This window comes from Bacillus sp. NPDC093026 (genome assembly GCF_044754665.1).
In the GTDB taxonomy this organism is placed as follows: domain Bacteria; phylum Bacillota; class Bacilli; order Bacillales; family Bacillaceae; genus Bacillus; species Bacillus maqinnsis.
Genome location: NZ_JBIVPN010000002.1, coordinates 599,636 through 625,321 on the forward strand (window position 1 = coordinate 599,636; position 25,686 = coordinate 625,321).

Genomic DNA, 25,686 nt, shown 5'->3' on the forward strand with positions numbered 1-25,686 from the left:
TACGCTTTTGGACATCACATATACAACCTATCGGCACTGTAGTATAATATTCCCGAAATTAGAAAAGAATTGACGGAAGGAATTCCATCAACAGTACATAAAGCAGGGGGTTTATTTCATGAGGAAATTAACAGCCATTTGGCTATCATTATTGCTTATGTTTGGTGTGTTAGCTGGATGTGCAGGAACTGAAACAGATCACACAACAACTGGTTCACAAAACAAAGAGACGACTGCTGGTGCATTTCCTGTTTCCATTCAAGATGCAACTGGTAAAACCGTCGAAATCAAAGAACAGCCAAAACGGATTGTTTCCTTAATCCCAAGTAATACAGAGATTGCTTATGCACTTGGTCTTGGAGACAAAATAGTCGGCAGATCAGATTTTGACAATTATCCAAAGGAAGTAGAAAAGGTAGAAAAAATTGGGGGAATGGAATTCAATGTAGAGAAAGTCATCTCCCTAAAACCTGATCTCGTGTTGGCACATGCATCACAGATGAGTTCCAAAGAAGGATTTAAACAGCTAAAAGATGCAGGTATTCAAGTGTTGACAGTAAATGATGCGACATCTTTTCAGGATGTTTACAAATCAATCCACATGATTGGGGAAGCTGCTGGAATGAAAGAGGCATCAACAAAGCTTGTGAACCGCATGAAAACAAGCTTGAGTGACATCAAGAAAAAAGCAGCGTCCATTTCAAAAAACGAACAAAAAACAGTATTTGTCGAAGTGTCAAAAGCTCCTGAAATCTATACTACTGGTCAAAATACATTTATGGATGAAATGCTGTCAACCATTCATGCAAAAAATGCGGCAGGAGACCAGACTGGCTGGGTACAAATGACAGAAGAATCATTGATCAAATTAAATCCAGACGCCATTGTAACGATTGATGGTGCGAGTTTAGCTGACTTGAAAAAAAGAGATGGCTGGAATGCTGTAAAGGCAGTGAAGGAAAAACAAGTCTTTCAATTGAATACGGATCTCGCATCAAGACCGGGACCGAGGTTGATTGAAGGAGTCGAGGAACTTGCAAAAAGCATTTACCCTGACACGTTCAAATAAATTAATCATCACATACGCTTTAAGCGTTGTATTACTTGTGATAAGCATTGGAATGGGGATCTCATTTGGTAGTTTAGGGATTCCCATTCCTTCTATTATTCGTATATTTGTTCATGAGCTATTCGGTATTCGCGCTTTAACCATTGATTCAATTGAAGACAATATAGTGATGAATATTCGTTTGCCGAGGGTCATTTTAGCGGCATTAGTCGGTGCGGCACTGGCGTTATCTGGTGCAGCTTTTCAAGGTTTACTAAAAAACCCCCTCGCTGATCCTTATACACTAGGCGTGTCCCAAGGAGCATCTGTTGGAGCAGTGACGACCTTGTTTTTCAGCTTACAAATCCCCTTGTTAGGTAGTTTTACACTGCCTTTTTTCAGTATGACAACGGCACTTGTGACGCTCTGTCTCGTTCTGTTTTTGGCACATCTTGTTCATAGAGGAATGAGTATTTCCTCATTAATATTGACCGGTGTGATTTTTAGCTCCTTTTTGGGAGCGCTGATTTCTTTAATGATTGCTTTAACTGGTGATGATTTAAAAGAGATTATTCATTGGCTGCTTGGTAGCGTGTCGATGAGGGGATGGCGCTATATTGCCCTTTTTTTACCTTTCTTTCTGATAGGTACCTTTGCGCTCATTCTGACAGGACGAGATTTGAACGTGATGACGTATGGGGAAGAGAAGGCAACGTTATTAGGTGTGCATGTCAAAAGGAGCAAATACATTGTTCTTGTTGCTGGTTCTATTCTGACTGGCAGTGCTGTGGCTGTGTCAGGAACAATCGGTTTTGTGGGGCTTGTGATTCCGCATTTTATTCGTCTATTAGCTGTCACAGATCATCGTCATCTTCTACCTTTATCCATGCTGAACGGGGCATCTTTTCTTGTTTTAGCCGATTTGTTATCACGTACGATCATTGAACCTACTGAATTGCCGATAGGCATTATTACTGCATTAATTGGTGCACCCGTATTTGGGATGATTCTCATCAGCAGGTATAAAGGAGGAGCGCATATATGATTCAAGTGAAGGAAGTCAGATGCGGTTATGGAGAGAAACAAGTCATCCGCGGCATTAGTTTTGAGGTAAAGGAAGGAGAGTTTGTCGGTATACTTGGACCAAATGGCAGCGGTAAAACGACATTGCTCAAGATGATGGCTGGTATTTTAACACCAGAGAGCGGTCATGTACTCCTCAACGATAGGTCAATCCAATCATACCGGCCGAAGGCGCTTGCGCAAAAGATTGCTGTATTACCGCAAAAAACCAATCAAGCCTTCTCATTTACAGTCGAAGAAACCGTTCAGTTTGGACGTTATCCTTATCAAAAAGGACTGTTGCAATCTTTAACGAAAGAGGATTTGCATGTCATAAACAAAGTCATAGAACAAACAGATATAGCCCGCTTTAAGGAGAAATCCATCCATGAATTAAGCGGGGGAGAACAGCAACGTGTGTATTTAGCACAGGCATTAGCTCAGCAGCCGCAATACTTATTACTAGATGAACCAACCAGCTTTCTTGATTTAGCCTATCAAAAAAATCTGCTTGATTTCATCAAAGAAGAGACAACTTCCTTTGGGCTGACGGTGATTGCTGTGTTTCATGATGTGAATATCGCAAGCTTATATTGTGATCGGCTGCTCCTACTTCATCAAGGAAAGGCTGAGGTATTTGACGAGCCAGATCGTGTGCTGACAACCGAACGAATACAGCGGGTTTATGAAACGGATGTAACAAAACTACATCACCCTCTTCGTGCTACTCCTCAATTGATCATTGAACCTGCGACTGTCTCAGCAAGTTCAAATGAGAGAAAACTAGCAGATGGATGGAGGACGTATGGATCTAATGGGATGACTTATTCCATTGATCATCCGCTTCGCATACTATCCTCTCATAAGGACAATGGCGGATTCTTTTGGAAAAGATCACTTGGAACAGGGACTTGGGCACTTCATGATACGAGTGAACAGTCAGATGGACCTGATGATATGCTGTTCCTCTTTCAAGCAGACGGACAAAAGGAATACGCTGCCGAGAGTGATGGAGATCATCTGTACCTCTATGGCATGCAGCATCAAGGAGAGCTGACAGTTTGGCTTTTGCTCAATGGTTTTTTATCAGATGGAGCGTTTGTTCAACTCATGGGACAGCTTATGAGAATCATTCAAATGGAGACTAGCTTAAACATCCATCATCTATGTATAGCTGCTACCCAAAGCCAAGAAGATTTAAGTGATGCAATTTCACATGCGTTGTTACGAGAGAAAATCAATCATCTCTTTCAAACATTAGATGCTATAAAAAAGTGAACTTTAATACACTCGTTTCATCTTCGGGGTATACTAAAAGAACGAAAAGGGGTGACATGATGAAACTTTATACAAAAACCGGTGATCAAGGAAAAACGGGATTAATTGGCGGGAGAACGGATAAAGACGATATGAGAGTAGAAGCGTACGGTACGTTAGATGAAGCTAACAGCTTCATTGGTCTTGCTCATGCGAATTTGCGCCAGTATGGGGAATTGTTTCAAGATGTCCTTTCAGAGCTGATTGTGATTCAGCATGAACTGTTCGACTGTGGCGGTGATCTGGCAACAATGAAACCACGCCAAGAAGGAAAATTATCAGAAGAATCTGTGGCTGTCCTTGAGAATAGAATGGATGTGTACGTAGAAGAAGCTTCGCCGCTGACAAAATTTATTTTGCCGGGCGGTACGGAAGGTGCGGCATTATTACATGTGGCGCGTACGGTGATCAGAAGGGCGGAGCGCCAAATTGTGACTTTAGCGAAACAGGAGGATATCCCGGCTGTTACGTGCACATATGTGAACCGGCTATCCGATTATTTATTTGCAGCCGCACGTATTGTGAATCATCGACTTGGTCAAGCTGATGTCGAATATGAACGCAGTCCGCACGTATTTCAGTCTAAATAAGTAAGGCACTCTTCGTAAAGAAGGGTGCTTTTTTGATGGGTGTCAAACAGTCAGTCTAAACAAAATTACGACTCTGGTCGCAATCAAAGATCAATCTGCGACACGTTTTTCGGCTGTTGTTTTTTGACTATAGTAAAAGCAAGGAGCAAGAAAGGAGGCATAAAGGTGAATATAACAGGTAAAACAATCATCGGTTCGATCTTTATGTTAATAGGTATATCCATCGTCTTTGATGGTTCATTGGGAGGGCTCATTCCGAGCGCGATTGGTGCATGGCTTATCTATGTAGGTGTAAAAAAATATGATAAAGCCAGTAAAACCATAGGAGTCATCATGGCTGTGAGCGGTATTCTTTTAGTCGTGCACTCTCTACCATTTTTAATCGGCATTGCATGTGCTAGCGCAATGCTGTACTTTGGCTGGGAGATGCTAGATGGTGAATCAGCAAAAGGCCCATCAAGCAGATCGTATCCGGAGCCAGAAACATCTCCTCAAATAGAAGAACCAATTCAGACGTCTTTTGATCAAGAATGGGAAGACTTTTTAAAGAAAAAATAAATGGAGGTTCATATGATGGTATTAAGAAGAGTAAGAGATTTGTTTGTTGCAACGGTGAATGAAGGCTTAGATAAATTGGAGAATCCACGTGTGATGCTTCATCAATACGTTCGTGATATGGAAAATGATATTGCCAAAGCGAAACATACGATTATCAAGCAACAAACAATTCAGCAAGGATTTTTACGGAAGGCGGATGAAACAGAAACATTTGCCGGTAAACGAAAGAAACAAGCTCAGCTTGCTTTTGATGCGGGAGAAGAAGAGCTTGCACGAAAAGCGCTCACAGAAATGAAGTATTTTGAAAAGAAGCATGAAGAGTATAAGGACTCCTATCAGCAATCTGTGAAACAAATGAGGGAGCTCAAAGAACAGTTGCAGCAGTTAGAAACGAAGCTGCGTGATATGAAAGACAAGAAGCAAGTACTCATTGCAAGAGCGAATGCGGCTCAAGCGAAACAGCATATGAATGAATCAATGAATAAAGTAGATAGTGAGAATGCTTATAAGGAATTTCGGCGGATGGAATACCGCATAGAAGAAATGGAGACAAAAGCAAGTAGTTACGCACAATTCACAGAGCATAGTGCCTATGCTCACCTTGACTATGCAGAAGAAGTTGAAAAAGAATGGCAGAAGCTCAAACTGGAAAAGAAACGTGAAAAGCAGCAAACCAACTAGGTAAGAATCAAATCGGAAGAAAAATCCTGTTTTTCTTCTGATTTGATTTCTTTCTGATTCGCTTTTACTTATAATAAAAAGGTCATAAGTTAAAGGGATGGTATGGATGAAACGATTGATCGGTCTAATTTGTATACTTGTTGGCACTTTTCTTATGGTTGGGATGCTTTTTAAGAATGAAAATGTGTTTCAATCAGGCTTCTCCCGTGAAAAAGCGGTTACAACAGCATCAGCTAAAAAACAAGGGGTTGATCAGTTGGACGTCTCTGTTTCTCGATTTCGGGTGAAGGTGGAGCCAGAGAATCGTTCAGATATTTTAGTTGCTGTAGTGAATGGAAAAGGAAAGATGTATGCCAAAAAAATAGGCAGTACATTCAAAATTCGTGCTGAAAATAAAGGGTTTTTATTTTTTTCTCACTTTGAGAAAGGCGAACTTCTGATTAAAATTCCGATAGATTATCATAAAAATGTAAAAATGACTAGTGGAAGTGGTGTAAGTGAAGTCAATGGTGAAGGGAAGCTGTCACTTCAAGATGTCACGCTCAAGTCGACGAGCGGGAAGCTGACAGCTCAGAACTTTTCGGCGAAGCGTGTTGAAATCAAAGTGACATCAGGAAGGCTTACAGCGAATCATATTGATGCAGAGGATAGTGACATCAGTGCCACATCAGGTCGTGCGGATATAAAGGATGTAAAAGGTAAACTGCAAATGGGGATGACAAGCGGCAGATTGACTGCCAGCTTCCATAAGATTGATGCCCCTGTATCGTTTCATATGACATCAGGCAGTGCAAAGTTTCACTTGCCGGATGAAGGGGACTTCAAGGTTCAAACAAGGAAAACAAGTGGAAGTGTCAAACATTCTTACAACTTTGATCAAGAGAATAATGAAGGCCGAGGCTTTACTGGTACGAAAGGAAAAGGCACTTACTTAGTCGATATTGAAATGACAAGTGGAAAACTGAAACTACGTTAATGAGTCCGATAAAGGAAGGAGGCGAGTCAACTGCGTTTTTCAAGAAATCAATTTTTAGGGATCATTGTTGTTATGTTTGGTATTAATCTCTTTCTCAAAATCATTGGGATAGGAGCTGGCCTTTTTTGGCCGCTCTTCTTTGCTCTTACCGGTTATTGGTTGCATTCGCGTTCAAAACGTTGGCTCGGTTCAGTTTCTTATATCTTTGCCGGTTTTCTCTTGTTAAAGTTTCTTTTAAATATCACGTTTAGTTTAACAGGTTATTTATTTGCTGCCTTTTTGATCTATGCTGGATATCGTTTATTGAAAAACAAACCAATATTTGATGTCGATAAAAAGGAATCATCAGACGAGGAAAAGCCTTCGCTTAAGGTCAATCTTGAAAAAGAGGGCGACCAAAAGAAAACAAAGAGCCAGACAAAGCCGCACAAAGAGCATGACTTTTTTATCGGTGAAGTCAGACTGATGAAAAAACCGTTTCAGTTAAGCGATTTAACGATCTCGGGTTTTATTGGTGATGTCAAAATTGATTTATCTAAGGCGATCATAGCAGAAGAAGAAAGCACCATCGTCATCAGTGGACTAATAGGTGATGTCAACATTTATGTGCCGCAAGATATTGAGGTGTGCGTGAGTGCTTCTGCTGCGATTGGCGACATGAAGATCATTGATGAAAAAAGAAGCGGATTTGGCAGTAAAGTGTATGTGATGACCAATGATTATGATGAGAGCAAGCGGAAAGTGAAAATCTCCATCTCTCTTCTCATTGGAGATGTGGATGTGAGGTACTTATGAAAAGACTGCATTTAGGCATCCAGTGGCAATCTGTCCGTCTTGCAGTAGGTGTCTCACTAGGTGTTGTCATCATGACGACGCTGCCGATGGTTTTTTATTATCAGCTTGATCCGATAGTTCTATTGTCTTCCCGCTGGTTTGGCATACCGTTTTTTTTTATTTTACTCCTTATTAGTCTCACAATTGGTGTTTCAGCTGGTTATGTGTTTGGCTATCAGCATAAGAAACGTTTAGATCAGCTTGTTGAATCTATTTTGAAGTTTGAAAATGGAAATTTTGCTTATAGACTGCCTTCTCTTGGTGACGATGAAATAGGTATGGCGGCCGATCAGTTGAATGAAATGGCGAAACGTGTTGAAATGCAAGTAGCTTCTTTACAAAAGCTATCTAATGAGCGGGCAGAGTGGCAGGTTCAAATGAAGAAATCAGTTGTGTCAGAGGAGCGGCAACGTTTGGCACGTGAGCTGCATGATGCTGTCAGCCAGCAGTTATTTGCTATTTCAATGATGACCTCTGCCATTCTTGAAGGAATGAAGGAAAAGGATGAAAAGGTTTTAGATCAAATGCGCCTTGTGGAACGAATGGCAGGCGATGCTCAAAATGAGATGCGAGCACTGCTTCTGCATTTAAGACCGATTACCCTTGAAGGGAAAGACTTGAAAAAAGGGTTGATCGAGCTGCTCAATGAATTTCAGGAAAAACAGCCGATTGATATTGATTGGGAAATAGAAGATGATGTACCGCTATCTAAAGGGGTAGAAGACCATCTGTTCCGAATCGTCCAAGAAGCTTTATCGAATGTTTTCAGGCATGCAAAGGCCACAAAGGTGACAGTGCGCCTTCTCATCAGAAATCGGCAAGTTCAGCTAAAAATTATCGACAACGGCATCGGTTTTCAGACCGATCATGTGAAGACGGCCTCCTATGGACTTGAGTCGATTAGAGAAAGAACGAGTGAAGTCGGAGGCGTCGCAGAGATTATGTCATATGAGGGGAAAGGAACACAAATTGATGTCAAGGTTCCCATTTTTGATGAAGATAAAGGAGAGAACGTTTGATGATTCGAGTACTTTTAATTGACGATCACGAAATGGTGAGAATGGGGCTTGCCGCCTTTTTAGAGGCGCAGCCTGACATGAAAGTCATCGGTGAAGCGTCAGATGGACAAAAAGGTGTAGAACTAGCGGTTGACTTAAAGCCGGATGTGATATTAATGGATCTTGTCATGGAAGGAATGGATGGCATCGAAGCGACCAAAAGAATATGTCAGCAAATCGATGATGCCAAGATCATTGTCCTCACTAGTTTTATTGATGATGATAAAGTCTACCCTGTCATTGAAGCTGGTGCATTAAGCTATTTATTAAAAACATCAAAGGCAGGCGAAATTGCTGATGCGATAAGATCTGCCAGCATTGGAGAGCCGAGACTTGAATCAAAAGTAGCAGGAAAGGTGATGAATAAACTTCGTCGTTCATCAAATGGTTCGATTCTTCATGATTCACTAACAGCGAGAGAAATGGAAATATTGAAGCTCATTGCTGATGGGAAGTCGAATAAGGTCATTGCGGAGGAATTATTTATTACGATTAAAACAGTGAAGACCCATATTACAAATATTTTATCAAAACTCGATGTAGAAGATCGAACACAAGCGGCTGTTTATGCACATCGTCATAAGCTCATCAAATGAAAAAACAGCTTTCAAATGAAAGCTGTTAGAACATGCGGGAATTAGTCCTTCTGTCCTGTGATCGGACGTTCGGATAGTTGATGGAGCTCAGGAACTGGAAAAGCCTCCTGCTCCTCGGCCGATTTTTCTTCGAGGGTTTTCTTCATCTCGGATAATCGCTTTAAGCTTTCCTTTGCCACTGTAGCTTTTTTCTCTTGCAAATCAATGATCTGTGAAAGTCCAACGAGTAAACTGCCTCCAATGAGAAGGAGTGCAGGGGTTTGTCCGTAATAAATCACGATCATTAATGTGCTTGAAAAGCTGTCGGCTTCAATAAAGAAGTCTTCTTTTGACTGCAAGAATACAACGATTAATAGCAGTATTCCTAAAATCAAAAATAGAATGCCGGCCGAAAGTAAAGCTCGTTTCATGTTTGACACCCTTTTTTTCTTACCATTTTAACATACTCTATAAAGATTGTGTTGCGCCCTTAGTCCCGAAGTCACGGATTTTCACATTTGCTTTGTAATGAATATCAGATTCACTAAAGACATCATCCCAGTGTTGCGCTTCTTTTTGAAATTCTTTCGGATACGCAATACTCGCTTTTTGATAAAACCCACAAATATCTGCTTTGATTTCTTCCTGTAATGCTTCGGTAAAATTCTTTACGTCTTTCTCCAACTTCTGCTCAACAACGTTCTCAATTTTTTTCAGATATTTCTCATGAAAGGCGTTCTCACGTTTATTCCAATCCTCCGACAATCTTCCATCTATCTCGACCTTAACATCAAACGTATATTTTCCGCTTGCAGATTTTTTTGTTTGAATCTTGTGCTTTAGTTTGAAAATCTCGAAAGAATAGATGCTGTGATCATAGTTAAATTCGATCACCCCGCCTTTGGCTTTACCGGTTAACAGATTATAGGCCTGTACATCCTGAAGAGAGATATTCGTTAAAAAGCGTTTGTTTTTTATGATAGAAGCTCCTTCAATCATTAAATTCCCTTTGTTTTCAGTTACTTTGGGGATAGCGAATGATACATTGTTTTGCATGGATGATGAAATATCACCGAGAGATACAGGAGGGAATAATTGAATAGATGATTTTGTATTCTGAGCAATATCATATAGGGTCGATGATGCTGGCTGTCCGTCATCATTGATTTTAAGCATTTCACCGGGCTTCTCAGAGGTCATAAATACGAGGCTGCCCCTGCGTGTCTCATTGTCTCGAATAAATTGGTTAATCACCAAGTCAAAATTGTTTTCATTAATGAGCTCTTGAGAAAAAAGATAGATTCTCAGTTGCTGTGCGAAAATACGGTGACTTTTGAGGGTAGTCATACGGAAGATTTGATGCACAGAATCTCCGTTTGTTTCAATGATTTTGGTCGGGTCTTTCACACTAGATTCTTGGTCAATTTTTTGAGGAACCAATACTTGCATGGATAACTTAAGCTTATGACCTTGATCACCTTTATCAAGTGCATAGCCAATAGCCATGTTCAATTCTTCAATATTTGTACTATCCCAGCAGCCGCATAACAAGGCAAGGATCAACAGAGAGAGAGCCGCTTTCTTTTTCATGCTGCTTTCCGCCTCCTTTTTAGGATAACAATGACGAATAAGAGGAATGGGAGTATGCCGAATAAAAGAAAAAATAGATTGTTCACATACTTTAAATCATTTCGCACCGTATCGACATCCTTTGGGAGAATGGCCGCAAAGTATATAACAATTGTCATCAGAGTAAGCACCATTTTTTTGGGGAGCTTGGTTAGGTTGGAGACGCCCATTGCCGCAAAAAATGTATAGCCAACAAAGCTTGTATAAAGCTGGACAAGCCATACGATCAATAAGAATGACTCAAATCGTTCAATGAAAATCCCTTGTATATCAAACGATTGAAATAACGCAATGGTTGGCCAAGTTAATGTAGCTGTTTCTTTCACAGTCAGTGCACCAACGACAAGAACATAAGTGAAAATATAAATGATCGCAGGAATTAAAAAGCCAACTGAGCTGTAAGCAAAAGTGTGTTTTTGGGTTTTCAAATAGGCAGGCATAAACAGCATCATCTCAATCCCTACAAAAGAAATAGCCGAAGCATTGAGGGATTTCATGACAGGTGAGAAGCCTTCTCCTAATACGGGCCGGAGATTATCTAACTCAAACTCTTGCACACTGAATCCGTAGGCGACAAATAAGATGATGATCGTGACAATGAGGAAAAAAGGGCAAAGTCTTGCGAAATCACCAATGCCACCAATAACAAGGTAAAAACTGACCAAAATAAAGCTGAGCATCGTCACAGTTGTCGGCGTGTTTGGGAGCAGGAAGAACTTCACCATTTCAGACATGGCTCGCACTTCGTAGCTTGCGACGCCAAGAAAATAAATAATAATCAAAAGGTTGATGGCAGAGCCAAGCCACTTGCCAAATCCTTCCTTTGTGTAATCATAGTAAGAGGAGAAGGGGACTTTTTTCATCATGAGCACATTCATCAAAATGAACAAAATGTAAATGACGCTCATCAATGAGAGTGCAATCCACCCATCAGGTGTAGATGCAGCCTGAGCCATGGACCTTGGCAGGATCATCATACTTGCCCCAAGGGTTGTGTTGGCAATAATTGCACTTGCCTGATAGCTTGTGATCGACTCTTTATGATTGACCATGTCGCTCTCCTTTCATTTGATTTTTCAAAGGCAACCTGATGATGGAGTTGTCTCCATTTTTATAGCTGAAGACAAATTCTGGTGAAAAGTATGGTGTGCCAAAACTTTTTTGTCTCGTTAAATGTGTAAGCAATACAAGCACGAACAGAACGAGTCCATATAAGCCGAATGTAGCAGCAGTAAACATAGACACAAAGCGAAGCACTCGAAAGGACATTCCCATCCCATATTGAGGAACGGTAAAGGAAGCGAGTGCAATCACACTAACGATAATGACCATGATTGAGCTGACAATATGCGCTTGCACAGCAGCTTGACCAATGACAACTCCGCCCACAAGTCCAATCGTTTGACCAAGCGGGTTTGGGAGCCTTAAGCCAGCTTCCCGTAACAGTTCAATCGTCAATTCCATGATGAGTGCCTCTACTATGGGAGGAAAAGGAACATTTTCCCTTGTGCTTGAGATCGAAATGGCTAATGCTGTTGGTAAAAGACCTTGATGAAAGGACACAAGGGCAATATAAACCGCTGATAAAAACAACGTCAGAAAGATGGAGGTAAACCGTAGCAAACGAATGAGAGAGCCGGCGATCCACCTTTCATAGTAATCATCAGGCGATTGCATGATCGTGGCGAGAGAAGCAGGTACAATTAAAACAAAAGGTGAATGATCGACAAAGATGGCCACTCGTCCATTAAGTAAAGCAGAGGCGACTTTGTCTGGTCGTTCTGTATTTTGAATTTGCGGAAAGGGTGAATACACATTATCCTCAATGAGCTCCTCAAGTACGCCAGAGTCTTGTATATCATCAATGGTGACTTGCTTTAACCGTTTTTTCACCTCTTTTAAAACAGGTGTTTGAACGATGCCATCAATATACATAATGGTCACTTGGGTGTATTTTTTTTGACCGATCTTCATGGCCACAGTTTTCAGATTAGGGTTTCTTAGACGCTGCCTGACTAGTGCCAAATTTGTGTCGGTATCTTCAATGAAACCAATCTTTGGACCCCTCACAACTGTTTCAGATGTAGCATCCGATAAACTACGTTTCTTCGTCCCATTCGTTTCTAAAATATAAGCATTCTGAAATCCGTTAATTAAAACAACACAATGACCTTGAAATATTGCATCTACCAATTCTTCAGCCGTCCTCACAGACCGTGTGGTCATCATGGAGAGGTTGGATTCAAGTTTCTTTTTAGTAAGAGAAGCATGATCCTGCAAAAGCAACTTTAAAAAGGTTTGAATCTCCATCATTTGATTCAATTCTTTCAGATATAAATAATAAACAACTTGTCCATGAGGTAATGTTTTTTTCTCATGGATCAAATCATCCATTTCTTTTAGTTGCGGGAGGACGATTGCGAGATTATCATATAAGTGCTCTTTCAGTGGAGTCTGATTCAAAGGGATCACTCGCCTCAATATATTTTTTCTTAGCATGACCTCCTTGAAAAAACAATATTCTGTGTTACATTATTTTGTGGTGAAAGAGTGAGAATGTTGGAGGAAACAAAATGGCACAATTACGTTTAGCAGGTACAAAAGAAGAGATCGACCGTATTCTGCAGTCGTTTGACAAGCATTATGAGGTGACATACACCTCAAAGGAGTACGGAAAGACCAACCCAAAATACAAATATTCGAAAGATGTTCGCGTTTATATTGAACTAAAATTAAAATAAAGATAAAATTTTAATTGAAAACGCTTAAAGGATTTTCGTTTTTTGTATAGAATAGGGTTGAGTGATGAGAAGCTATGGAGGGATACATAATGACCGAGTTTAGAATCGAAAAAGATACAATGGGCGAAATCAAAGTGCCGAAGGACAAGTTTTGGGGGGCACAAACACAACGTAGTAAAGAAAACTTCAAAATCGGTTCTGAGAAAATGCCAAAGGAAGTTGTGAATGCGTTTGCAATTTTAAAGCGTAGTACAGCAATTGCCAATCAACGTCTTGGTAATCTTGAAAGTGAAAAAGCAGAAGCCATCGTGGCTGTATGTGATGACATCATCAGTGGAAAGTATGATGAGCATTTCCCGCTTGTTGTTTGGCAAACAGGCAGTGGAACGCAGAGTAACATGAATATGAACGAAGTTGTAGCAAATAGAGCGACTGCTTATTTGAAAGACAAACATGTTGAACTGAGCATTCATCCGAATGATGACGTGAACCGCAGTCAGAGCTCAAACGATACATTTCCGACAGCAATGCACGTGGCAGCAGTTTTAGCTGTATACAACAAATTAGTACCTGCAATTGATCAGCTAAGAGCAACGCTTGATGAGAAAGCAAAAGCATATCAAGAGATCGTTAAAATTGGCCGTACGCATCTACAAGATGCAACACCGCTCACAGTTGGTCAAGAAATTAGCGGCTGGGTCTATATGTTGGACCGTTCAAAAGAAATGATTCTAGAATCAACTGAAAAAATGAGAGAGCTTGCGATTGGCGGAACAGCTGTTGGTACAGGAATTAACGCACATCCTGAGTTCGGCACATATGTGGCTGAAGAAATCAGTCAACTGACAGGTCAAACGTTCAAGTCTTCACCTAACAAATTCCATGCGCTGACAAGCCATGATGAAATCACATATGCACATGGTGCCCTTAAAGCACTTGCGGCTGATTTAATGAAAATTGCCAATGATGTGAGATGGCTTGCAAGCGGACCTCGTTGCGGCATTGGCGAGTTAATCATCCCTGAAAATGAGCCGGGAAGCTCGATTATGCCAGGGAAAGTCAACCCAACACAAAGTGAAGCCTTAACAATGATTGCAGCACAAATCATGGGGAATGATGCAACAATCGGATTTGCAGCAAGTCAAGGGAACTTTGAGTTAAACGTATTCAAGCCAGTAATCATTTATAATTTCTTACAATCTGTTGAATTACTTGCTGACGGTATGAACTCGTTCCATGATAAGTGTGCCATCGGTATTGAACCGAACCTTGAGACAATTGAGAAAAACCTGCAAAATTCATTGATGCTTGTGACAGCTTTAAACCCTCATATCGGATATGAAAATGCAGCAAAAATTGCAAAACTTGCTCACAAAGAAGGACTAACTTTAAAAGAAGCAGCACTTCAATTAGAGCTACTGACAGAAGAGCAATTTGAACAATTTGTGAAACCAGAAGAAATGGTGACACCAAAAGCAAAATAAGAAACCAGTAACCAGGGGCAGCCGCCCTTGGTTTTTTATAAATGATCCTCTTTCAACGTACGTAATAGTGATTCACAGATTGATTGAAGAGGCGTGTACATTTTCAGTTGATAGAGCATGCCTTTGACAATGACTTGTCTTGGTTTTTGTTTATTTAACTCATTTTCTAAAATGTCAAGTGCTTCAAACAGGTCAGGCTCATTTTTCACTTCATAATGTGTTTCTGCCAGCTCGGTTAATTCCTTTAAAAGAGATTCAGTCAGCGGATCAAATGAATGCTCATAGATCGGACCAAACCATTCACTTGCTTGGTCAATAGAAATGAGCGGAATATCTTTTCTCTTCATCATTCCTCCCATCAAATCATCAATACGGTGAATCATCGTCGTCGCCAGCTTATCTGCTTCCAACTTGAAATCATATAAAATCGCAAGTTCAAAATATACATGACTCATCCCTTCAATGGTCAAACAAAGATCGGTCATATAAGGAATGGCTAAGTCTCCGTACACCCGTTTAATGTTATCAATGTGTAGCTGAATCGTAGCAAGCCTGATTTGTTTGGCGAGCTGTTGCGTCTCTTCATTTATTGGGAGTGCTCGATCGCTGAGCTGCATTTTAATAAAATCTTTTTGCTGCAAAATATTATCGTAATAGACGGTAAGTTGTTTGCGATAGGCGTCTTTCGGTGTGCCGCCTTCTGTTTGAACCTCATGAATTCGGGTAAATACCTTATCGTAATAGTAATGCAAGATCGAAATGAGCAGTGCTTCTTTTGATTTGAAATAAAGATAAAAAGCACCCTTTGATATGTGGCATTCATCAGCAATCTCTTGAACGGAAGTTGTATTGTAGCCCTTGCTGGCAAATAATTTCATGCCGGCTTCTATGATCATTTTTTCTTTCTTCTTCAATATGATGTCATTCCTTTCTTACCAAGTGACAAATGTCTTAGGAAACGTGGGCTGAGAGATGTGACTTATTGGTCATACACTAGGAAAGTTTTCGAAAATTAATCAGATTGTAACTTGTTTTTTACACTGTAATTCTTTATATTATAAAGTAAGGTGACCAACCGGTCAAAATATGTGAAAGGATGATATTCCATGAGAGAAATAGATGATATGATCAGACGCTTACGAACAAAAGGAATTCAAGTAGAAAAAGTGAAAATGCCGAAGGATACAATGATTGAAAAGAAGTGGATGTACCAAGCTGGTAAAAAAATTAAAGCCACATACCGTGATTTAAATGGGTATTCTTTCATATAAAAAAAGACTGCGGTCAGTGCCTACAGTCTCTTCTTTGGAACAGTGATCGTATAACGTACACCCAGATCATCATTTTCAATTGATATGGAAGCTTGATGCATTGAGAGGATTCTTTTGACAATGCTTAGTCCAATACCGAATTCGCCCTTTTTTCCCTTACTAAAAGGTTCGTATAGGTTGGATAGCATCTCTTCTTCAATTGGGGGACCGTCATTACGAATTACGATGCTGATTTGATCCTCTTTTTCAGTCATGTGAATATCAATTTTACTTTTTGCATAGCGAAGTTGATTTTCTAGTACATTTTCAAATAGCTTACTCCATTGTTCTGGATCACCTTCAAGTGTAGCCTCATCATCTAAGTCCACGTTCCACTGCAATTCATTTTTCGACCAGCGTATTCGGTCTACCACTTCCAACATCGTATTACTCACTAGGAAGGAAGAATGTGACGGATGTTGCTTTGATAAATAATCAAGTTTTGTTAAATACAGCAAATCTTTGATTTTTTTCTCAAGTTTTTCCGCTTCACCTTCAATCACTTCCACCGTATGTTCAAGATCTCCCTTTGGAAAAATACCATCTTTAATTGATTGCGTATAACCGCGGATGACCATTACAGGTGTTTTTAAGTCGTGTGAAATGTTTTGCAAAAGCGTTCGTTCGGTTTCATCCTTTTGAATGAGTTTTTGTCTCATTTCTTCAATCGTATAACCTAGTTTGCCAATTTCATCCTGACGATCGACAATGACGGGGTCATCCCAGTCTTCTTGTGCAATCCGTTTCACGTGTTTTTCAAATGCGACAATAGGACGGGATAAGTAGCGCGCAAGCCATATGGATGGAATCCAGCTCAGTAAAATGACAGTGCCTAATATCAAAATCAACTGTTTAAACAAAGTAAACGACAGGTCATCACGATAAGAATCCGGTGCATAGGAAAGTAAAATATATGGTGTGTCTCCTGTTGATATCTTTTTAATGACAAAAAAGATATGCTGACCGTTTACCTCTTCAGAATAGCGTTTTGTCGCGCTTTTTTGTTTTTTTACAAAGGTTTGTACTTTCTCAATAAAAGCGTGCGGGAAAAACTGTTCCATTTGGTTCAATTCATCTGACGGGATGAGAATATGCTGAACCGAGCGGTTTTCTGGTGTCGATTTTGGCGTGCCATCCCTATTCAAAGGGTATTCTGTTAACACTTGTTGTTCATTCTCAATGTTTTTATAAATTTCATTCGTGAAGAAGTTGCGTAACGTATTTGAAAATAAGAAGATGAGGACAATAGAGATGGTGAGCAAAATACCAGAGATGACGACCCAAATTTGAAAAGCAAGTGGTTTGTTCTTCATCCCTTTAGCATCCTATAACCGAATCCATAAATGGTTTCGACTTTTAAGTTAGGCATTTTTTTGCGCAGACGCCTGACCAGATCATCGACGACGCGGTCTGTCCCGAAGTAATCATGTCCCCATATCTTGACTAAAATATCTTCACGAGAAAAGGCATGTCCTTGGTGATGTGTAAATAATAACAATAAATCAAATTCCTTAGAAGTTAAGTTGATTAGCTTATCCTGTTCGTATACTTCTCTGACGTCCTCATGAATGATATATGAGGAAACAGATGTGACACTTTTTTGCACTGCATTGCTTTTTTTATACACAAGTTCCAGCAGCTTTTGCACGCGGATGATCAGTTCACGCGGAAGGAACGGCTTGGCGATATAATCACTGCTCCCCAGCTCTAAACCAAGGACACGATCAATATCCGCATCACGTGCTGAAATAAAAATGACCGGTACGTCAGGTGATACAGTTTTGATTTCTTTAATTAATGTATAGCCGTCCGTATCAGGCAGCATGATGTCCAAAATCCATAGATGAGGTGGTTTGTCCATTGCTTGACGTGCAGCTTCTCCAGTTAAAAATGAAGAGACATTCCATTGTTCACTCTCCAAATATTTGGTTAATAGTTCATTTAAGTTTTGTTCATCTTCAACTAAATATATTGTGTACGACAAGGTCTTCCACATCCTCTCAACGTCATTATAACGGGATACAAAGGCGACATGTCAATTATCACGCGCTTTTTTCACAATTTCACATATTCTTCTCATCATTATCCCATAATGTTTGTTTATGATAAGTTCAAGGGGAAAAAAGGGCATAGGCAAAAAGCTGATCAACAGGTGCTTATCACCAATGTGCGCACCTTGCTTTTTTTCTATGAATAAGTATTATATAATTTGACATATTGTAAGATTTATTTTCAATGACTTTTTAAGAGGACACGAGTCCTATCTACACATATGAATCAAGCATTTCATGAAAATGAAGCAAAAGGGAGTGCAAGCGATGGATTACCGAAGAGAAGATGAAGAGAAAAGTGTGAATCATCAAGAAGAAGCGCATCAAGAGAATGAGAAACAAATAGACGAACCGGAAAAAGAGAAGGAACTTATTTTTCACCACCATAAAGATGAAACTTCTGCATCTCAAGAAAATGTGACAAACACAGCACCTCATATAATGGATGACCGCACTTCTAAAAAAGAGAAAAAACGTAAGGCTGCATGGCTGAGCCCAATTCTCGGAGGTATTATCGGCGGGGGACTAGTGCTTGGTATCACACCACTTTTGCCGCAATCACAGGACACAGCAGCAAACACACAAACCCAAACAGCTTCAGATGAATCAGTGACGTCTGATAACTTCTCAACGAAGCAAATCACCAATGCCACGAATGTGGCGGATATGGTAGAGGATTTAAAACCAACCATTGTGGGTGTATCAAACTATCAATCTACACAAAACTCGTTTGGCCTTGACGGAGACACGACTGAAGCTGAAGCGGGAACTGGTTCAGGTGTCGTCTTCAAGAAGGATGGCAACAAGGCATATATTATTACGAATAACCACGTTGTCGAAGGAGCAAATAAATTAAAGGTCACCCTTTATGACGGAAAAACAAAAGACGCAAAGCTTGTGGGCAGTGACGTTATGACAGACTTAGCCGTTGTCGAAATCAATGCAGATGGCATTGATAAGGTGGCGAGCTTTGGTGACTCTTCTAAACTCCGAGCTGGAGATAAGGTCATTGCGATTGGAAATCCGCTAGGTTCTCAGTTCTCAGGTACAGTCACAGAAGGCATTATTAGCGGTGTCGATCGAACCGTTGAAGCCAATACTTCATCTGGTACTGTAGAGATGAATGTACTGCAAACAGATGCGGCAATTAACCCAGGGAACAGCGGGGGTCCGCTCATTAATACGAAGGGTCAAGTGATTGGGATTAACAGCTTAAAAATTAGCGAAAGCGGTGTCGAATCATTAGGATTTGCCATTCCAAGTAACGATGTGAAACCAATTGTGGATGAGTTGTTGAAAAATGGGAAAGTCGAACGACCATATCTTGGTGTACAGATGATTGACCTAGAGCAAGTACCAGAAACCTATCAGGAAAATACGCTAGGCTTATTTGATAAACAAATCGGTAATGGCATTTACGTGAAAGATGTATCTAAAGGATCGCCGGCACAAAAGGCAGGCTTGAAATCTGGAGATGTGATTGTCAAGTTCAAAGGAAAACAAGTGGCGAACAGCTCACAGTTAAAAGAAATCCTATACAAAGAAACAAAAATCGGCGATAAAACGACAATGACGGTCATTCGTGAAGGAAAGACCAAAAATTTAGATATTACCCTCGGGAAGTCTGATAATGAATAAAATCAAAACAGGTGGATTCATCACCTGTTTTTTTGTTCATTTTTTAGCAAAGAGCGTACGTAAAATGATTTTTTCCCAAAGATGCCAAGGCAAGATACGCTTTGCTGTGGATGAAAGACGAACCCCTTTCCCGATCAAATACCTAAGTCGTTTCAGATGCTTTTTCTCAGCAAGTGTGACAACGAGTTCAGCGACTTGATTGGGGTCTCCGTAATTTGACTTCTGAGCATCCAAATAAGCCATCATTTTTTGATGGAAGGTGCTGTATTTAGAATCCTCCACTGGCTCTATTATTTGCTCGTTCATTGATGTGTTCCAAATATTTGTATGAAAGGAGCCGGGCTCAATCAAGGCCGCTTGTATGCCAAACGGTGCCAGTTCAATACGTAAGCTCTCTGTATAGCCCTCTAATGCAAACTTTGACGATACATAAGGTGAGAGTGCAGGCATTCCCATTAACCCGCTAATACTGCTCATGTTCAATATTTTTGCGCCGCTTGTCATGAATGGAATAACAGTTTGTGTCATTTCCATCACACTGAATACATTAATCTCGAACTGCTGGCGATACGTGTCAATGGGAATCTCTTCAGCAAAACCGCCATAGGCTGTTCCAGCATTGTTAACGAGCAAGGTGATTGGGGCATAGTCGTCAAGTTTCTCCTTCAATGCTTGAATAGATTGTGAATCAGTGACATCTAAAGATTCAATATGAATATGTGCTGACAGAGAGACCTCTTTCACCTCTTGAGCGAGCTTTTTGGCGTTTTTTGCTTGTCTGACGCCAGCGATCACTGTATAACCTTGCTTTGCAAGGCGCAGCGTGATTAATTTTCCAAAGCCGCTATTGGCGCCTGTGACAATGGCTGTTTTTTTCATCATCCGATTCTCCTTTTGACTTCTCTCTTTTGTTTTAATTTACCATAATGCTGGGCTTTGATGAATAAGGAAAAGTGGCTTGGAGAAGAATACAAAACGATCATGTTGAATAGGAGGAAACACATGTTGTGTTGGAAGAAGGCGGGACTAATAGGAGTGCTGCTATTTATGATGTCCGGATGCCAATCAATCGAACCGTTAAAACATACAAGCGAAGCGGAGGCAGAGAGTTTGTCAGCCGTTCAAATGAAGGAATTGCCATTTCAGCATCTTCATCTGCATGTCCAATATGGTCAGAAAAATGATATATACGAAGCAACATACCGGCAGAGAAGTGGACATGAAGAAGCACTTATCAGAGATCATATGAATGGTGTACGCTATGAAGGAGAAGAAGGACTGCGGGAGATGAAGATGAAACTAAGTGATATATCCGCTCCTGTATCAAAAATCAATGAGACGTATGTGAACGAACTGTTAACCGCTTTGAATCTGGATGATGATTATCAGCGAATTCAAGTAGATCTGAAGCTGGAAGACGGGACAAACCGTACATTTGAGAAGAAGAAGTAAAAAAGACATTCTCACTTTTTAATTGAAAATGATTTTCAAGATCACCTAAATCTGATACACTAAAATGAGATAAGTGGTCTTTTACGTCTATTCAAAGGCGATGTTCAAAATAAAAAACATGTATGAGAAAAGGAGCGTTTGAGCGGAATGAGTGCCATTTCTACTGAAGGTTTAAGCTTAGGCTATGGAGAAACAATAATCATTGATGAATTAAATGTATCAATCCCTAAGGGTGAAATCACAGTATTTATTGGCAGCAATGGATGCGGGAAATCCACGCTACTTCGCTCTTTGGCGCGTCTCATGAAGCCAATGGGTGGCTCCGTCCTGTTAGAAGGTCATTCCATTGCAAAATTACCAACGAAAGAGGTCGCAAAAGAGCTGGCCATTCTTCCGCAAGGACCAGAAGCGCCAGAAGGATTAACCGTGCATCAATTAGTCAAGCAAGGCAGATATCCTTATCAAAATTGGCTAAAACAGTGGTCTAAACAAGACGAAGAAGCGGTGAATCGTGCTTTAAAGTCAACAAAGATGGAAGACCTCGCTGATCGAACGGTTGATTCATTATCAGGTGGACAAAGGCAGCGTGCTTGGATTGCGATGACGTTGGCGCAAGAGACGGATATTATCTTGTTAGATGAGCCGACAACGTATTTAGATATGACGCATCAAATTGAAATCCTTGATCTCCTTTTTGACCTAAATGAAAAAGAGAAGCGCACGATCGTGATGGTTCTTCATGACCTTAATCTCGCATGCAGATATGCCCATCATCTGGTGGCGATTAAAGATAAGACCATTTATGCAGAAGGAAGACCTGAAACCGTAATTAATTGCGACCTTGTGAAAAATGTCTTTGATATGAATTGCCAAGTGACAACAGATCCTTTATTTGGAACACCATTATGTATTCCGCATGGCAGAGGACGCTGTATTGTGCAACAAGCGCAAGCCGAGACATATCTTGCTGCAAGATAATCGTATGTCAAAAGCCTGACATCTGTATCAAAAACAGAGTCAGGCTTTTTTCTTAAAAAGGGAGCGGAAAATGAATGGGAAATGAATTAGATAAAAAGCTTGAAGGCTTGCTTGATAAATATACAGAACTGCTTCTTGGTGAAACGACTGATGAGCTTAAGAATGATGTGAAACAGTGGATCATTTATTCACATATTGCAAAAAGCATGCCGCCTTTAGCCAAGCATTTTAATGAGATCTACTCAGAAGCAAAAGAAGAGATGAAAGAAACGATTCAACGAATTAAAACCTTAAATGAGACTCATCGAGCTAAAAAAGATCGCTAAAAAACTGCCAGTCCGTTTCTGGCAGTTTTTTTTACATCGGTGATGAACCGTATGGAGATTGATCTGTCAGTGTTTGCTGAAATTTCTGGTGTGCCTGCTGCAGCTTTTGCTGATCAGCGGCTTCAACTGAATACCAGCCATATCTGAACATGACATCATATAAGTGTCTTTGTGCTTTCTGCGTCTCAAGGGCGATTCGCTGAATATCTTCGTAAAGAGATTCATGACTGAATTCGTTGAGAGCGGTGCTGTATCCGTTTGTCATATATTTTTCAGTAGAGAGCAAATCTGTGATAAGATCTCGGTCATTCATGTTTGTTGTTGTCGGGACAGGGGTTTGCGGATTCCCGATTTTTTGTTGGTTTTGTTGTTCCATGTCATTTCCTCCTATTGCATAAAGCCAGATGACTGGCCTTGCGCTGAACTGTTTAAATGCTGAAGAATTTGTGTGTAATGTTGATGATGCATTTGCCCGACTTGATTTAATTCATTTTTAAGTGTTTGATCCTGACAATGCTTGGCCATAAAATGAGCCTTTTTCATTGCGATCAAATTCCAGTTCAACATATCCTCTAAGTACAAAGAATCCTTCACTGAAATGACATTTGGGGGCGTATTCATGTGTTGATTGTTCAAGGTGTTTTCCTCCTTATGATTTCGTTGTTTAAAACTGATTGTGGCTGGTCTTTTTTTCGTCTAGGTCTGCTTCTTGTGATGGACCTGCGTTCCCTTTTACACTTGTGGCACTTACGCCAGCTTTAGATGGATATTTCTTCAAACGAGACATCTAGACATCACCTCCATTCTTACAGTTCCCTTTGTCCTTTATTTCATACCTTGAAAGGTGAAACCGAGGGAATGTGTAAATTTTTGAAATCTTCTATTGAACTGTTTAGGAAAATCTTTTAAGATAAAAGAAGAGGCATTGATTTTTTTTGAGTAAAAAATGAATGACTATTCATTCAAAATGTTTAGGGGGATATTTATGGGCAAACAAATTCGCAAGGCGGCTGTCATTGGTTCAGGTGTCATGGGCTCAGGTATTGCTGCACATCTAGCCAATATCGGGATACCAGTAACACTGCTAGATATTGTGCCAAATGAACTGACAAAGGAAGAATCGGCAAAAAAGCTAACGCTTGATCACCCTATTGTTCGGAATAGATTGAGTCAAGAAGCGATGAAAAGACTATTAAAGCAAAAGCCAGCACCTCTTACTTCAGCGAAAAATCTATCATACATCACACCCGGAAATCTCACAGATCACCTTTCCTTATTACATGATGCAGACTGGATCATCGAAGTGGTCACTGAAAAACTCAGCATCAAACAACACGTATTCTCTCTTATCGACCAACATCGTAAAAAAGGTAGCATTGTTTCAAGTAATACATCAGGCATTTCTGTTGAAAAAATGGCAGAAGGCAGGTCAGATGATTTTAAGCGTCACTTTCTAGGAACACATTTTTTCAACCCAGCTCGGTATTTAAAGTTGCTAGAGATTATTCCTATTCAGGAAACAGACCCGGAAGTACTCGCATTCATGAAAACATTTGGTGAGGATGTGCTTGGCAAGGGAGTTGTTGAAGCGAAGGACACGCCAAACTTTATCGCCAACCGAATTGGAACATATGGACTACTTGTCACGGTGCGGGAAATGCTTGAAAACAAATATACCATTGGAGAAGTTGATTCTGTCACAGGTCCACTGATCGGCAGACCGAAAAGTGCCACCTTTCGTACACTTGATGTGGTAGGACTTGACACCTTTTCTCATGTCGCACGCAACGTATACGAACAGGTAGAAGGTAAGGAAAAAGATATGTTTCAGCTTCCTGAATTTATCGAAAGAATGATTGAGAAAGGCTGGATTGGCAGCAAGGCAGGACAAGGTTTTTATCAAAAAAATGGGAAAAACATATTAGAGCTTGATCCAGTGACGTTAACATATGGAGAACGGACAAAGCTGAAAGATCCGGGCATCGAAATGGCAAAGCAGCAAAAAGGAACGAATGCTAAATTGAAAACGCTGATTTACCAAGACGGCCGTGCAGGACAATTGCTTTGGAACATCACAGCGCCTGTGCTCCTTTATGCAGCTCATCTAAAAGGCGAGATTGCTGATGATATTCAATCAATTGATAACGCCATGAGATGGGGATTTGGTTGGCAGCATGGTCCCTTTGAATTATGGGATGCAATTGGTGTAAAAACAGCCGTCCAGCGAATGGAGAAAGAAGGTCATGACATTCCGAAATGGGTGCAAGACATGCTGGCTGACGGACATGAGACATTTTATCAAGAAAATGACAAGGGACATCGTGCCTATTATCAGGATGGAGCCTACGAGCTGGAGAAAGTGAACGAGAAAAATATCTCAATTGCCAGATTGAAAAAGCAAAATGGTGTGATCTTCAAAAATACAGGTGCAAGCTTGATTGATATTGGTGACGATATTGTACTGCTTGAATTCCACTCTAAGAGTAATGCGATTGGGCTTGATGTGATTGATATGATCAATCGTTCAATAGATGAAACAGAAAAGAATTATAAAGGACTTGTCATTGGAAACCAAGGAAAGAATTTCTGTGTTGGAGCAAACCTTGCCCTTATTTTAATGGAAGCGCAGGATGATAATTTCTTTGAAATTGACTTTGTGATTCGCCGCTTCCAGCAGGCTATGATGAAAGTTAAATATAGTGAGCGTCCAGTTGTTGTGGCTCCGTTTGGCATGACACTTGGAGGCGGAACAGAGCTTTGCCTGCCAGCAACCGGTATACAGGCGTCCAGTGAAACCTACATGGGACTTGTAGAAGTAGGTGTCGGCCTCATTCCAGGAGGCGGAGGAAATAAAGAGCTTTATCTTCGTCATTTGCAAGGAGAGTCTAAACCGTCTGCTACAGCCATACAAGATGCGACGCTTCAAACCTTTGAAACCATTGCGATGGCGAAAGTGTCAACATCAGCTGAAGAAGCAAGAGACATGAAGATGCTACGTCCAAGTGATCGGATAAGCATGAACGGTGATCACCTCATCTATAATGCAAAACAGCTAGTACTTTCGCTCGATGAAAGCGGGTATCGTGCGCCGCTGAAGCAAAAGGTGCCGGTAATGGGTGAAACAGGCTATGCAGCGATGATTCTGGCTGCTGAAAATATGAGGCTTTCTGGTTACATTTCAGAGCATGACATGACCATTGCGAAAAAACTGGCATACGTCATCTCGGGCGGTAAGTTGCCATTTGGAACAGAAGTGGATGAGCAATACTTATTAGAGCTTGAAAGAGAAGCCTTTCTAAGTCTTGTTGGAGAAGTGAAATCACAGGCACGAATGCAGCACATGCTAGTTAAAGGTAAACCTTTACGTAACTAAGGGGG

29 protein-coding genes are annotated in these 25,686 nt (G+C 40.5%); 18 read left to right on the forward strand and 11 right to left on the reverse strand.

The window, feature by feature from the left end; all coding sequences use genetic code 11:
• Positions 1-118: 118 nt before the first annotated feature.
• From ACIQCE_RS07925 to liaR, 10 genes are all read left to right on the forward strand, one after another.
• Positions 119-1,069, forward strand: coding sequence for an ABC transporter substrate-binding protein (locus ACIQCE_RS07925; protein WP_400494312.1), 951 nt, complete (start codon positions 119-121; stop codon positions 1,067-1,069).
• Positions 1,035-2,093: a FecCD family ABC transporter permease gene (locus ACIQCE_RS07930; RefSeq protein ID WP_400494313.1), complete on the forward strand. Its 1,059-nt coding sequence runs from the start codon at positions 1,035-1,037 to the stop codon at positions 2,091-2,093. The genes ACIQCE_RS07925 and ACIQCE_RS07930 overlap by 35 nt, the downstream gene beginning before the upstream one ends.
• Positions 2,090-3,388, forward strand: a complete 1,299-nt coding sequence (locus tag ACIQCE_RS07935; RefSeq protein WP_400494314.1) for a heme ABC transporter ATP-binding protein — start codon at positions 2,090-2,092, stop codon at positions 3,386-3,388. The genes ACIQCE_RS07930 and ACIQCE_RS07935 overlap by 4 nt, the downstream gene beginning before the upstream one ends.
• A gap of 59 nt (positions 3,389-3,447) precedes the next feature.
• A complete protein-coding gene (locus tag ACIQCE_RS07940) occupies positions 3,448-4,017 on the forward strand; it encodes a cob(I)yrinic acid a,c-diamide adenosyltransferase (RefSeq protein ID WP_400494315.1) in 570 nt (189 codons plus the stop codon).
• A gap of 165 nt (positions 4,018-4,182) precedes the next feature.
• Positions 4,183-4,575, forward strand: a complete 393-nt coding sequence (locus ACIQCE_RS07945; protein WP_400494316.1) for a hypothetical protein — start codon at positions 4,183-4,185, stop codon at positions 4,573-4,575.
• A 15-nt stretch (positions 4,576-4,590) separates the two neighbouring features.
• Entirely contained in the window at positions 4,591-5,256 is a 666-nt protein-coding gene (locus ACIQCE_RS07950; RefSeq protein ID WP_400494317.1) for a PspA/IM30 family protein, read from the forward strand.
• A 106-nt stretch (positions 5,257-5,362) separates the two neighbouring features.
• Positions 5,363-6,232 carry a LiaG family protein gene (gene liaG, locus ACIQCE_RS07955; protein WP_400494318.1) on the forward strand — a complete coding sequence of 290 codons (870 nt, stop codon included), beginning with the start codon at positions 5,363-5,365 and terminating at the stop codon, positions 6,230-6,232.
• A 72-nt stretch (positions 6,233-6,304) separates the two neighbouring features.
• Positions 6,305-7,027, forward strand: coding sequence for a cell wall-active antibiotics response protein LiaF (liaF, locus tag ACIQCE_RS07960; protein WP_400494319.1), 723 nt, complete (start codon positions 6,305-6,307; stop codon positions 7,025-7,027).
• A complete protein-coding gene (liaS, locus tag ACIQCE_RS07965) occupies positions 7,024-8,085 on the forward strand; it encodes a two-component system sensor histidine kinase LiaS (RefSeq protein WP_400494320.1) in 1,062 nt (353 codons plus the stop codon). Before liaF ends, liaS begins: the two co-directional genes overlap by 4 nt.
• Positions 8,085-8,720, forward strand: coding sequence for a two-component system response regulator LiaR (gene liaR, locus ACIQCE_RS07970; protein WP_400494321.1), 636 nt, complete (start codon positions 8,085-8,087; stop codon positions 8,718-8,720). Before liaS ends, liaR begins: the two co-directional genes overlap by 1 nt.
• A gap of 41 nt (positions 8,721-8,761) precedes the next feature.
• Here liaR and ACIQCE_RS07975 read toward each other — a convergent pair whose 3' ends face one another.
• From ACIQCE_RS07975 to ACIQCE_RS07990, 4 genes are read right to left on the reverse strand one after another with little or no spacing between them, the layout of a single operon-like run.
• A complete protein-coding gene (locus ACIQCE_RS07975) occupies positions 8,762-9,130 on the reverse strand; it encodes a hypothetical protein (protein WP_400494322.1) in 369 nt (122 codons plus the stop codon).
• A 37-nt stretch (positions 9,131-9,167) separates the two neighbouring features.
• Complete coding sequence (locus ACIQCE_RS07980; RefSeq protein ID WP_400494323.1) at positions 9,168-10,289, reverse strand: Ger(x)C family spore germination protein; 1,122 nt, start codon at positions 10,287-10,289, stop codon at positions 9,168-9,170.
• A complete protein-coding gene (locus tag ACIQCE_RS07985; RefSeq protein WP_400494324.1) occupies positions 10,286-11,380 on the reverse strand; it encodes a GerAB/ArcD/ProY family transporter in 1,095 nt (364 codons plus the stop codon). The genes ACIQCE_RS07980 and ACIQCE_RS07985 overlap by 4 nt, the downstream gene beginning before the upstream one ends.
• Complete coding sequence (locus ACIQCE_RS07990) at positions 11,367-12,791, reverse strand: spore germination protein (protein ID WP_400494325.1); 1,425 nt, start codon at positions 12,789-12,791, stop codon at positions 11,367-11,369. The genes ACIQCE_RS07985 and ACIQCE_RS07990 overlap by 14 nt, the downstream gene beginning before the upstream one ends.
• A 110-nt stretch (positions 12,792-12,901) precedes the next feature.
• Between ACIQCE_RS07990 and ACIQCE_RS07995 the strand changes: the two genes are divergently transcribed.
• Entirely contained in the window at positions 12,902-13,069 is a 168-nt protein-coding gene (locus ACIQCE_RS07995) for a YvzF family protein (protein ID WP_400494326.1), read from the forward strand.
• Positions 13,070-13,158: 89 nt separating this feature from the next.
• Positions 13,159-14,553 (forward strand): class II fumarate hydratase, encoded by a 1,395-nt coding sequence (gene fumC / locus ACIQCE_RS08000; RefSeq protein ID WP_400494327.1) that lies wholly within the window; start codon positions 13,159-13,161, stop codon positions 14,551-14,553.
• A 35-nt stretch (positions 14,554-14,588) separates the two neighbouring features.
• Here the strand turns inward: fumC and ACIQCE_RS08005 are convergent, their stop codons facing one another.
• Complete coding sequence (locus ACIQCE_RS08005; RefSeq protein ID WP_400494328.1) at positions 14,589-15,467, reverse strand: TetR/AcrR family transcriptional regulator; 879 nt, start codon at positions 15,465-15,467, stop codon at positions 14,589-14,591.
• 192 nt (positions 15,468-15,659) lie between these two features.
• On the opposite strand from ACIQCE_RS08005, the gene spxO reads away from it, so the two are divergent.
• Entirely contained in the window at positions 15,660-15,824 is a 165-nt protein-coding gene (gene spxO / locus ACIQCE_RS08010; protein ID WP_400494329.1) for an anti-adapter protein SpxO, read from the forward strand.
• A gap of 20 nt (positions 15,825-15,844) precedes the next feature.
• On the opposite strand, the gene ACIQCE_RS08015 is transcribed toward spxO, so the two are convergent.
• A complete protein-coding gene (locus tag ACIQCE_RS08015) occupies positions 15,845-17,176 on the reverse strand; it encodes a HAMP domain-containing sensor histidine kinase (RefSeq protein ID WP_400494330.1) in 1,332 nt (443 codons plus the stop codon).
• Entirely contained in the window at positions 17,173-17,847 is a 675-nt protein-coding gene (locus ACIQCE_RS08020) for a response regulator transcription factor (RefSeq protein WP_400494331.1), read from the reverse strand. Before ACIQCE_RS08020 ends, ACIQCE_RS08015 begins: the two co-directional genes overlap by 4 nt.
• A 334-nt stretch (positions 17,848-18,181) precedes the next feature.
• On the opposite strand from ACIQCE_RS08020, the gene ACIQCE_RS08025 reads away from it, so the two are divergent.
• Complete coding sequence (locus tag ACIQCE_RS08025) at positions 18,182-19,552, forward strand: S1C family serine protease (RefSeq protein ID WP_400494332.1); 1,371 nt, start codon at positions 18,182-18,184, stop codon at positions 19,550-19,552.
• A 36-nt stretch (positions 19,553-19,588) separates the two neighbouring features.
• Here ACIQCE_RS08025 and ACIQCE_RS08030 read toward each other — a convergent pair whose 3' ends face one another.
• The gene (locus ACIQCE_RS08030) at positions 19,589-20,434 is read right to left on the reverse strand and encodes an SDR family oxidoreductase (RefSeq protein ID WP_400494333.1); all 846 of its coding nucleotides are present in this window, start codon (positions 20,432-20,434) and stop codon (positions 19,589-19,591) included.
• A 120-nt stretch (positions 20,435-20,554) separates the two neighbouring features.
• Between ACIQCE_RS08030 and ACIQCE_RS08035 the strand changes: the two genes are divergently transcribed.
• The 3 genes from ACIQCE_RS08035 (at position 20,555) to ACIQCE_RS08045 (ending at position 22,308) form a co-directional block, all read left to right on the forward strand.
• Positions 20,555-21,004 (forward strand): YusW family protein, encoded by a 450-nt coding sequence (locus ACIQCE_RS08035; protein ID WP_353854607.1) that lies wholly within the window; start codon positions 20,555-20,557, stop codon positions 21,002-21,004.
• A 147-nt stretch (positions 21,005-21,151) separates the two neighbouring features.
• Positions 21,152-21,982, forward strand: a complete 831-nt coding sequence (locus ACIQCE_RS08040; protein ID WP_353854608.1) for an ABC transporter ATP-binding protein — start codon at positions 21,152-21,154, stop codon at positions 21,980-21,982.
• A gap of 74 nt (positions 21,983-22,056) precedes the next feature.
• Entirely contained in the window at positions 22,057-22,308 is a 252-nt protein-coding gene (locus ACIQCE_RS08045; protein ID WP_400494334.1) for a YusU family protein, read from the forward strand.
• A gap of 31 nt (positions 22,309-22,339) precedes the next feature.
• On the opposite strand, the gene ACIQCE_RS08050 is transcribed toward ACIQCE_RS08045, so the two are convergent.
• From ACIQCE_RS08050 to ACIQCE_RS08060, 3 genes are read right to left on the reverse strand one after another with little or no spacing between them, the layout of a single operon-like run.
• A complete protein-coding gene (locus ACIQCE_RS08050; protein WP_353854610.1) occupies positions 22,340-22,684 on the reverse strand; it encodes a spore coat protein in 345 nt (114 codons plus the stop codon).
• A gap of 11 nt (positions 22,685-22,695) precedes the next feature.
• Positions 22,696-22,929, reverse strand: coding sequence for a hypothetical protein (locus tag ACIQCE_RS08055; protein WP_400494491.1), 234 nt, complete (start codon positions 22,927-22,929; stop codon positions 22,696-22,698).
• Positions 22,930-22,972: 43 nt separating this feature from the next.
• On the reverse strand, positions 22,973-23,095 hold the full coding sequence (locus tag ACIQCE_RS08060) for a YuzL family protein (RefSeq protein WP_400494335.1): 123 nt from the start codon (positions 23,093-23,095) through the stop codon (positions 22,973-22,975).
• 198 nt (positions 23,096-23,293) lie between these two features.
• On the opposite strand from ACIQCE_RS08060, the gene ACIQCE_RS08065 reads away from it, so the two are divergent.
• Positions 23,294-25,681 (forward strand): 3-hydroxyacyl-CoA dehydrogenase/enoyl-CoA hydratase family protein, encoded by a 2,388-nt coding sequence (locus tag ACIQCE_RS08065; protein ID WP_400494336.1) that lies wholly within the window; start codon positions 23,294-23,296, stop codon positions 25,679-25,681.
• The last annotated feature ends 5 nt before the right edge of the window (positions 25,682-25,686 follow it).

Excerpts from the sequence above, each read along its gene's own strand:
- liaG (WP_400494318.1), top strand. The coding sequence starts at position 5,363 with ATGAAACGATTGATCGGTCTAATTTGTATACTTGTTGGCACTTTTCTT.
- ACIQCE_RS08015 (WP_400494330.1), bottom strand. The coding sequence starts at position 17,176 with ATGAAGAACAAACCACTTGCTTTTCAAATTTGGGTCGTCATCTCTGGT.
- ACIQCE_RS08045 (WP_400494334.1), top strand. The coding sequence starts at position 22,057 with ATGGGAAATGAATTAGATAAAAAGCTTGAAGGCTTGCTTGATAAATAT.
- ACIQCE_RS08035 (WP_353854607.1), top strand. The coding sequence starts at position 20,555 with ATGTTGTGTTGGAAGAAGGCGGGACTAATAGGAGTGCTGCTATTTATG.
- ACIQCE_RS07950 (WP_400494317.1), top strand. The coding sequence starts at position 4,591 with ATGGTATTAAGAAGAGTAAGAGATTTGTTTGTTGCAACGGTGAATGAA.
- ACIQCE_RS07925 (WP_400494312.1), top strand. The coding sequence starts at position 119 with ATGAGGAAATTAACAGCCATTTGGCTATCATTATTGCTTATGTTTGGT.
- ACIQCE_RS07995 (WP_400494326.1), top strand. The coding sequence starts at position 12,902 with ATGGCACAATTACGTTTAGCAGGTACAAAAGAAGAGATCGACCGTATT.
- ACIQCE_RS08050 (WP_353854610.1), bottom strand. The coding sequence starts at position 22,684 with ATGGAACAACAAAACCAACAAAAAATCGGGAATCCGCAAACCCCTGTC.
- liaS (WP_400494320.1), top strand. The coding sequence starts at position 7,024 with ATGAAAAGACTGCATTTAGGCATCCAGTGGCAATCTGTCCGTCTTGCA.
- ACIQCE_RS08055 (WP_400494491.1), bottom strand. The coding sequence starts at position 22,929 with ATGAATACGCCCCCAAATGTCATTTCAGTGAAGGATTCTTTGTACTTA.
- ACIQCE_RS08025 (WP_400494332.1), top strand. The coding sequence starts at position 18,182 with ATGGATTACCGAAGAGAAGATGAAGAGAAAAGTGTGAATCATCAAGAA.
- ACIQCE_RS08060 (WP_400494335.1), bottom strand. The coding sequence starts at position 23,095 with ATGTCTCGTTTGAAGAAATATCCATCTAAAGCTGGCGTAAGTGCCACA.
- liaR (WP_400494321.1), top strand. The coding sequence starts at position 8,085 with ATGATTCGAGTACTTTTAATTGACGATCACGAAATGGTGAGAATGGGG.
- fumC (WP_400494327.1), top strand. The coding sequence starts at position 13,159 with ATGACCGAGTTTAGAATCGAAAAAGATACAATGGGCGAAATCAAAGTG.
- ACIQCE_RS07980 (WP_400494323.1), bottom strand. The coding sequence starts at position 10,289 with ATGAAAAAGAAAGCGGCTCTCTCTCTGTTGATCCTTGCCTTGTTATGC.
- spxO (WP_400494329.1), top strand. The coding sequence starts at position 15,660 with ATGAGAGAAATAGATGATATGATCAGACGCTTACGAACAAAAGGAATT.
- ACIQCE_RS08065 (WP_400494336.1), top strand. The coding sequence starts at position 23,294 with ATGGGCAAACAAATTCGCAAGGCGGCTGTCATTGGTTCAGGTGTCATG.
- ACIQCE_RS07935 (WP_400494314.1), top strand. The coding sequence starts at position 2,090 with ATGATTCAAGTGAAGGAAGTCAGATGCGGTTATGGAGAGAAACAAGTC.
- ACIQCE_RS08030 (WP_400494333.1), bottom strand. The coding sequence starts at position 20,434 with ATGATGAAAAAAACAGCCATTGTCACAGGCGCCAATAGCGGCTTTGGA.
- ACIQCE_RS07985 (WP_400494324.1), bottom strand. The coding sequence starts at position 11,380 with ATGGTCAATCATAAAGAGTCGATCACAAGCTATCAGGCAAGTGCAATT.
- ACIQCE_RS07975 (WP_400494322.1), bottom strand. The coding sequence starts at position 9,130 with ATGAAACGAGCTTTACTTTCGGCCGGCATTCTATTTTTGATTTTAGGA.
- liaF (WP_400494319.1), top strand. The coding sequence starts at position 6,305 with ATGTTTGGTATTAATCTCTTTCTCAAAATCATTGGGATAGGAGCTGGC.
- ACIQCE_RS07940 (WP_400494315.1), top strand. The coding sequence starts at position 3,448 with ATGAAACTTTATACAAAAACCGGTGATCAAGGAAAAACGGGATTAATT.
- ACIQCE_RS08040 (WP_353854608.1), top strand. The coding sequence starts at position 21,152 with ATGAGTGCCATTTCTACTGAAGGTTTAAGCTTAGGCTATGGAGAAACA.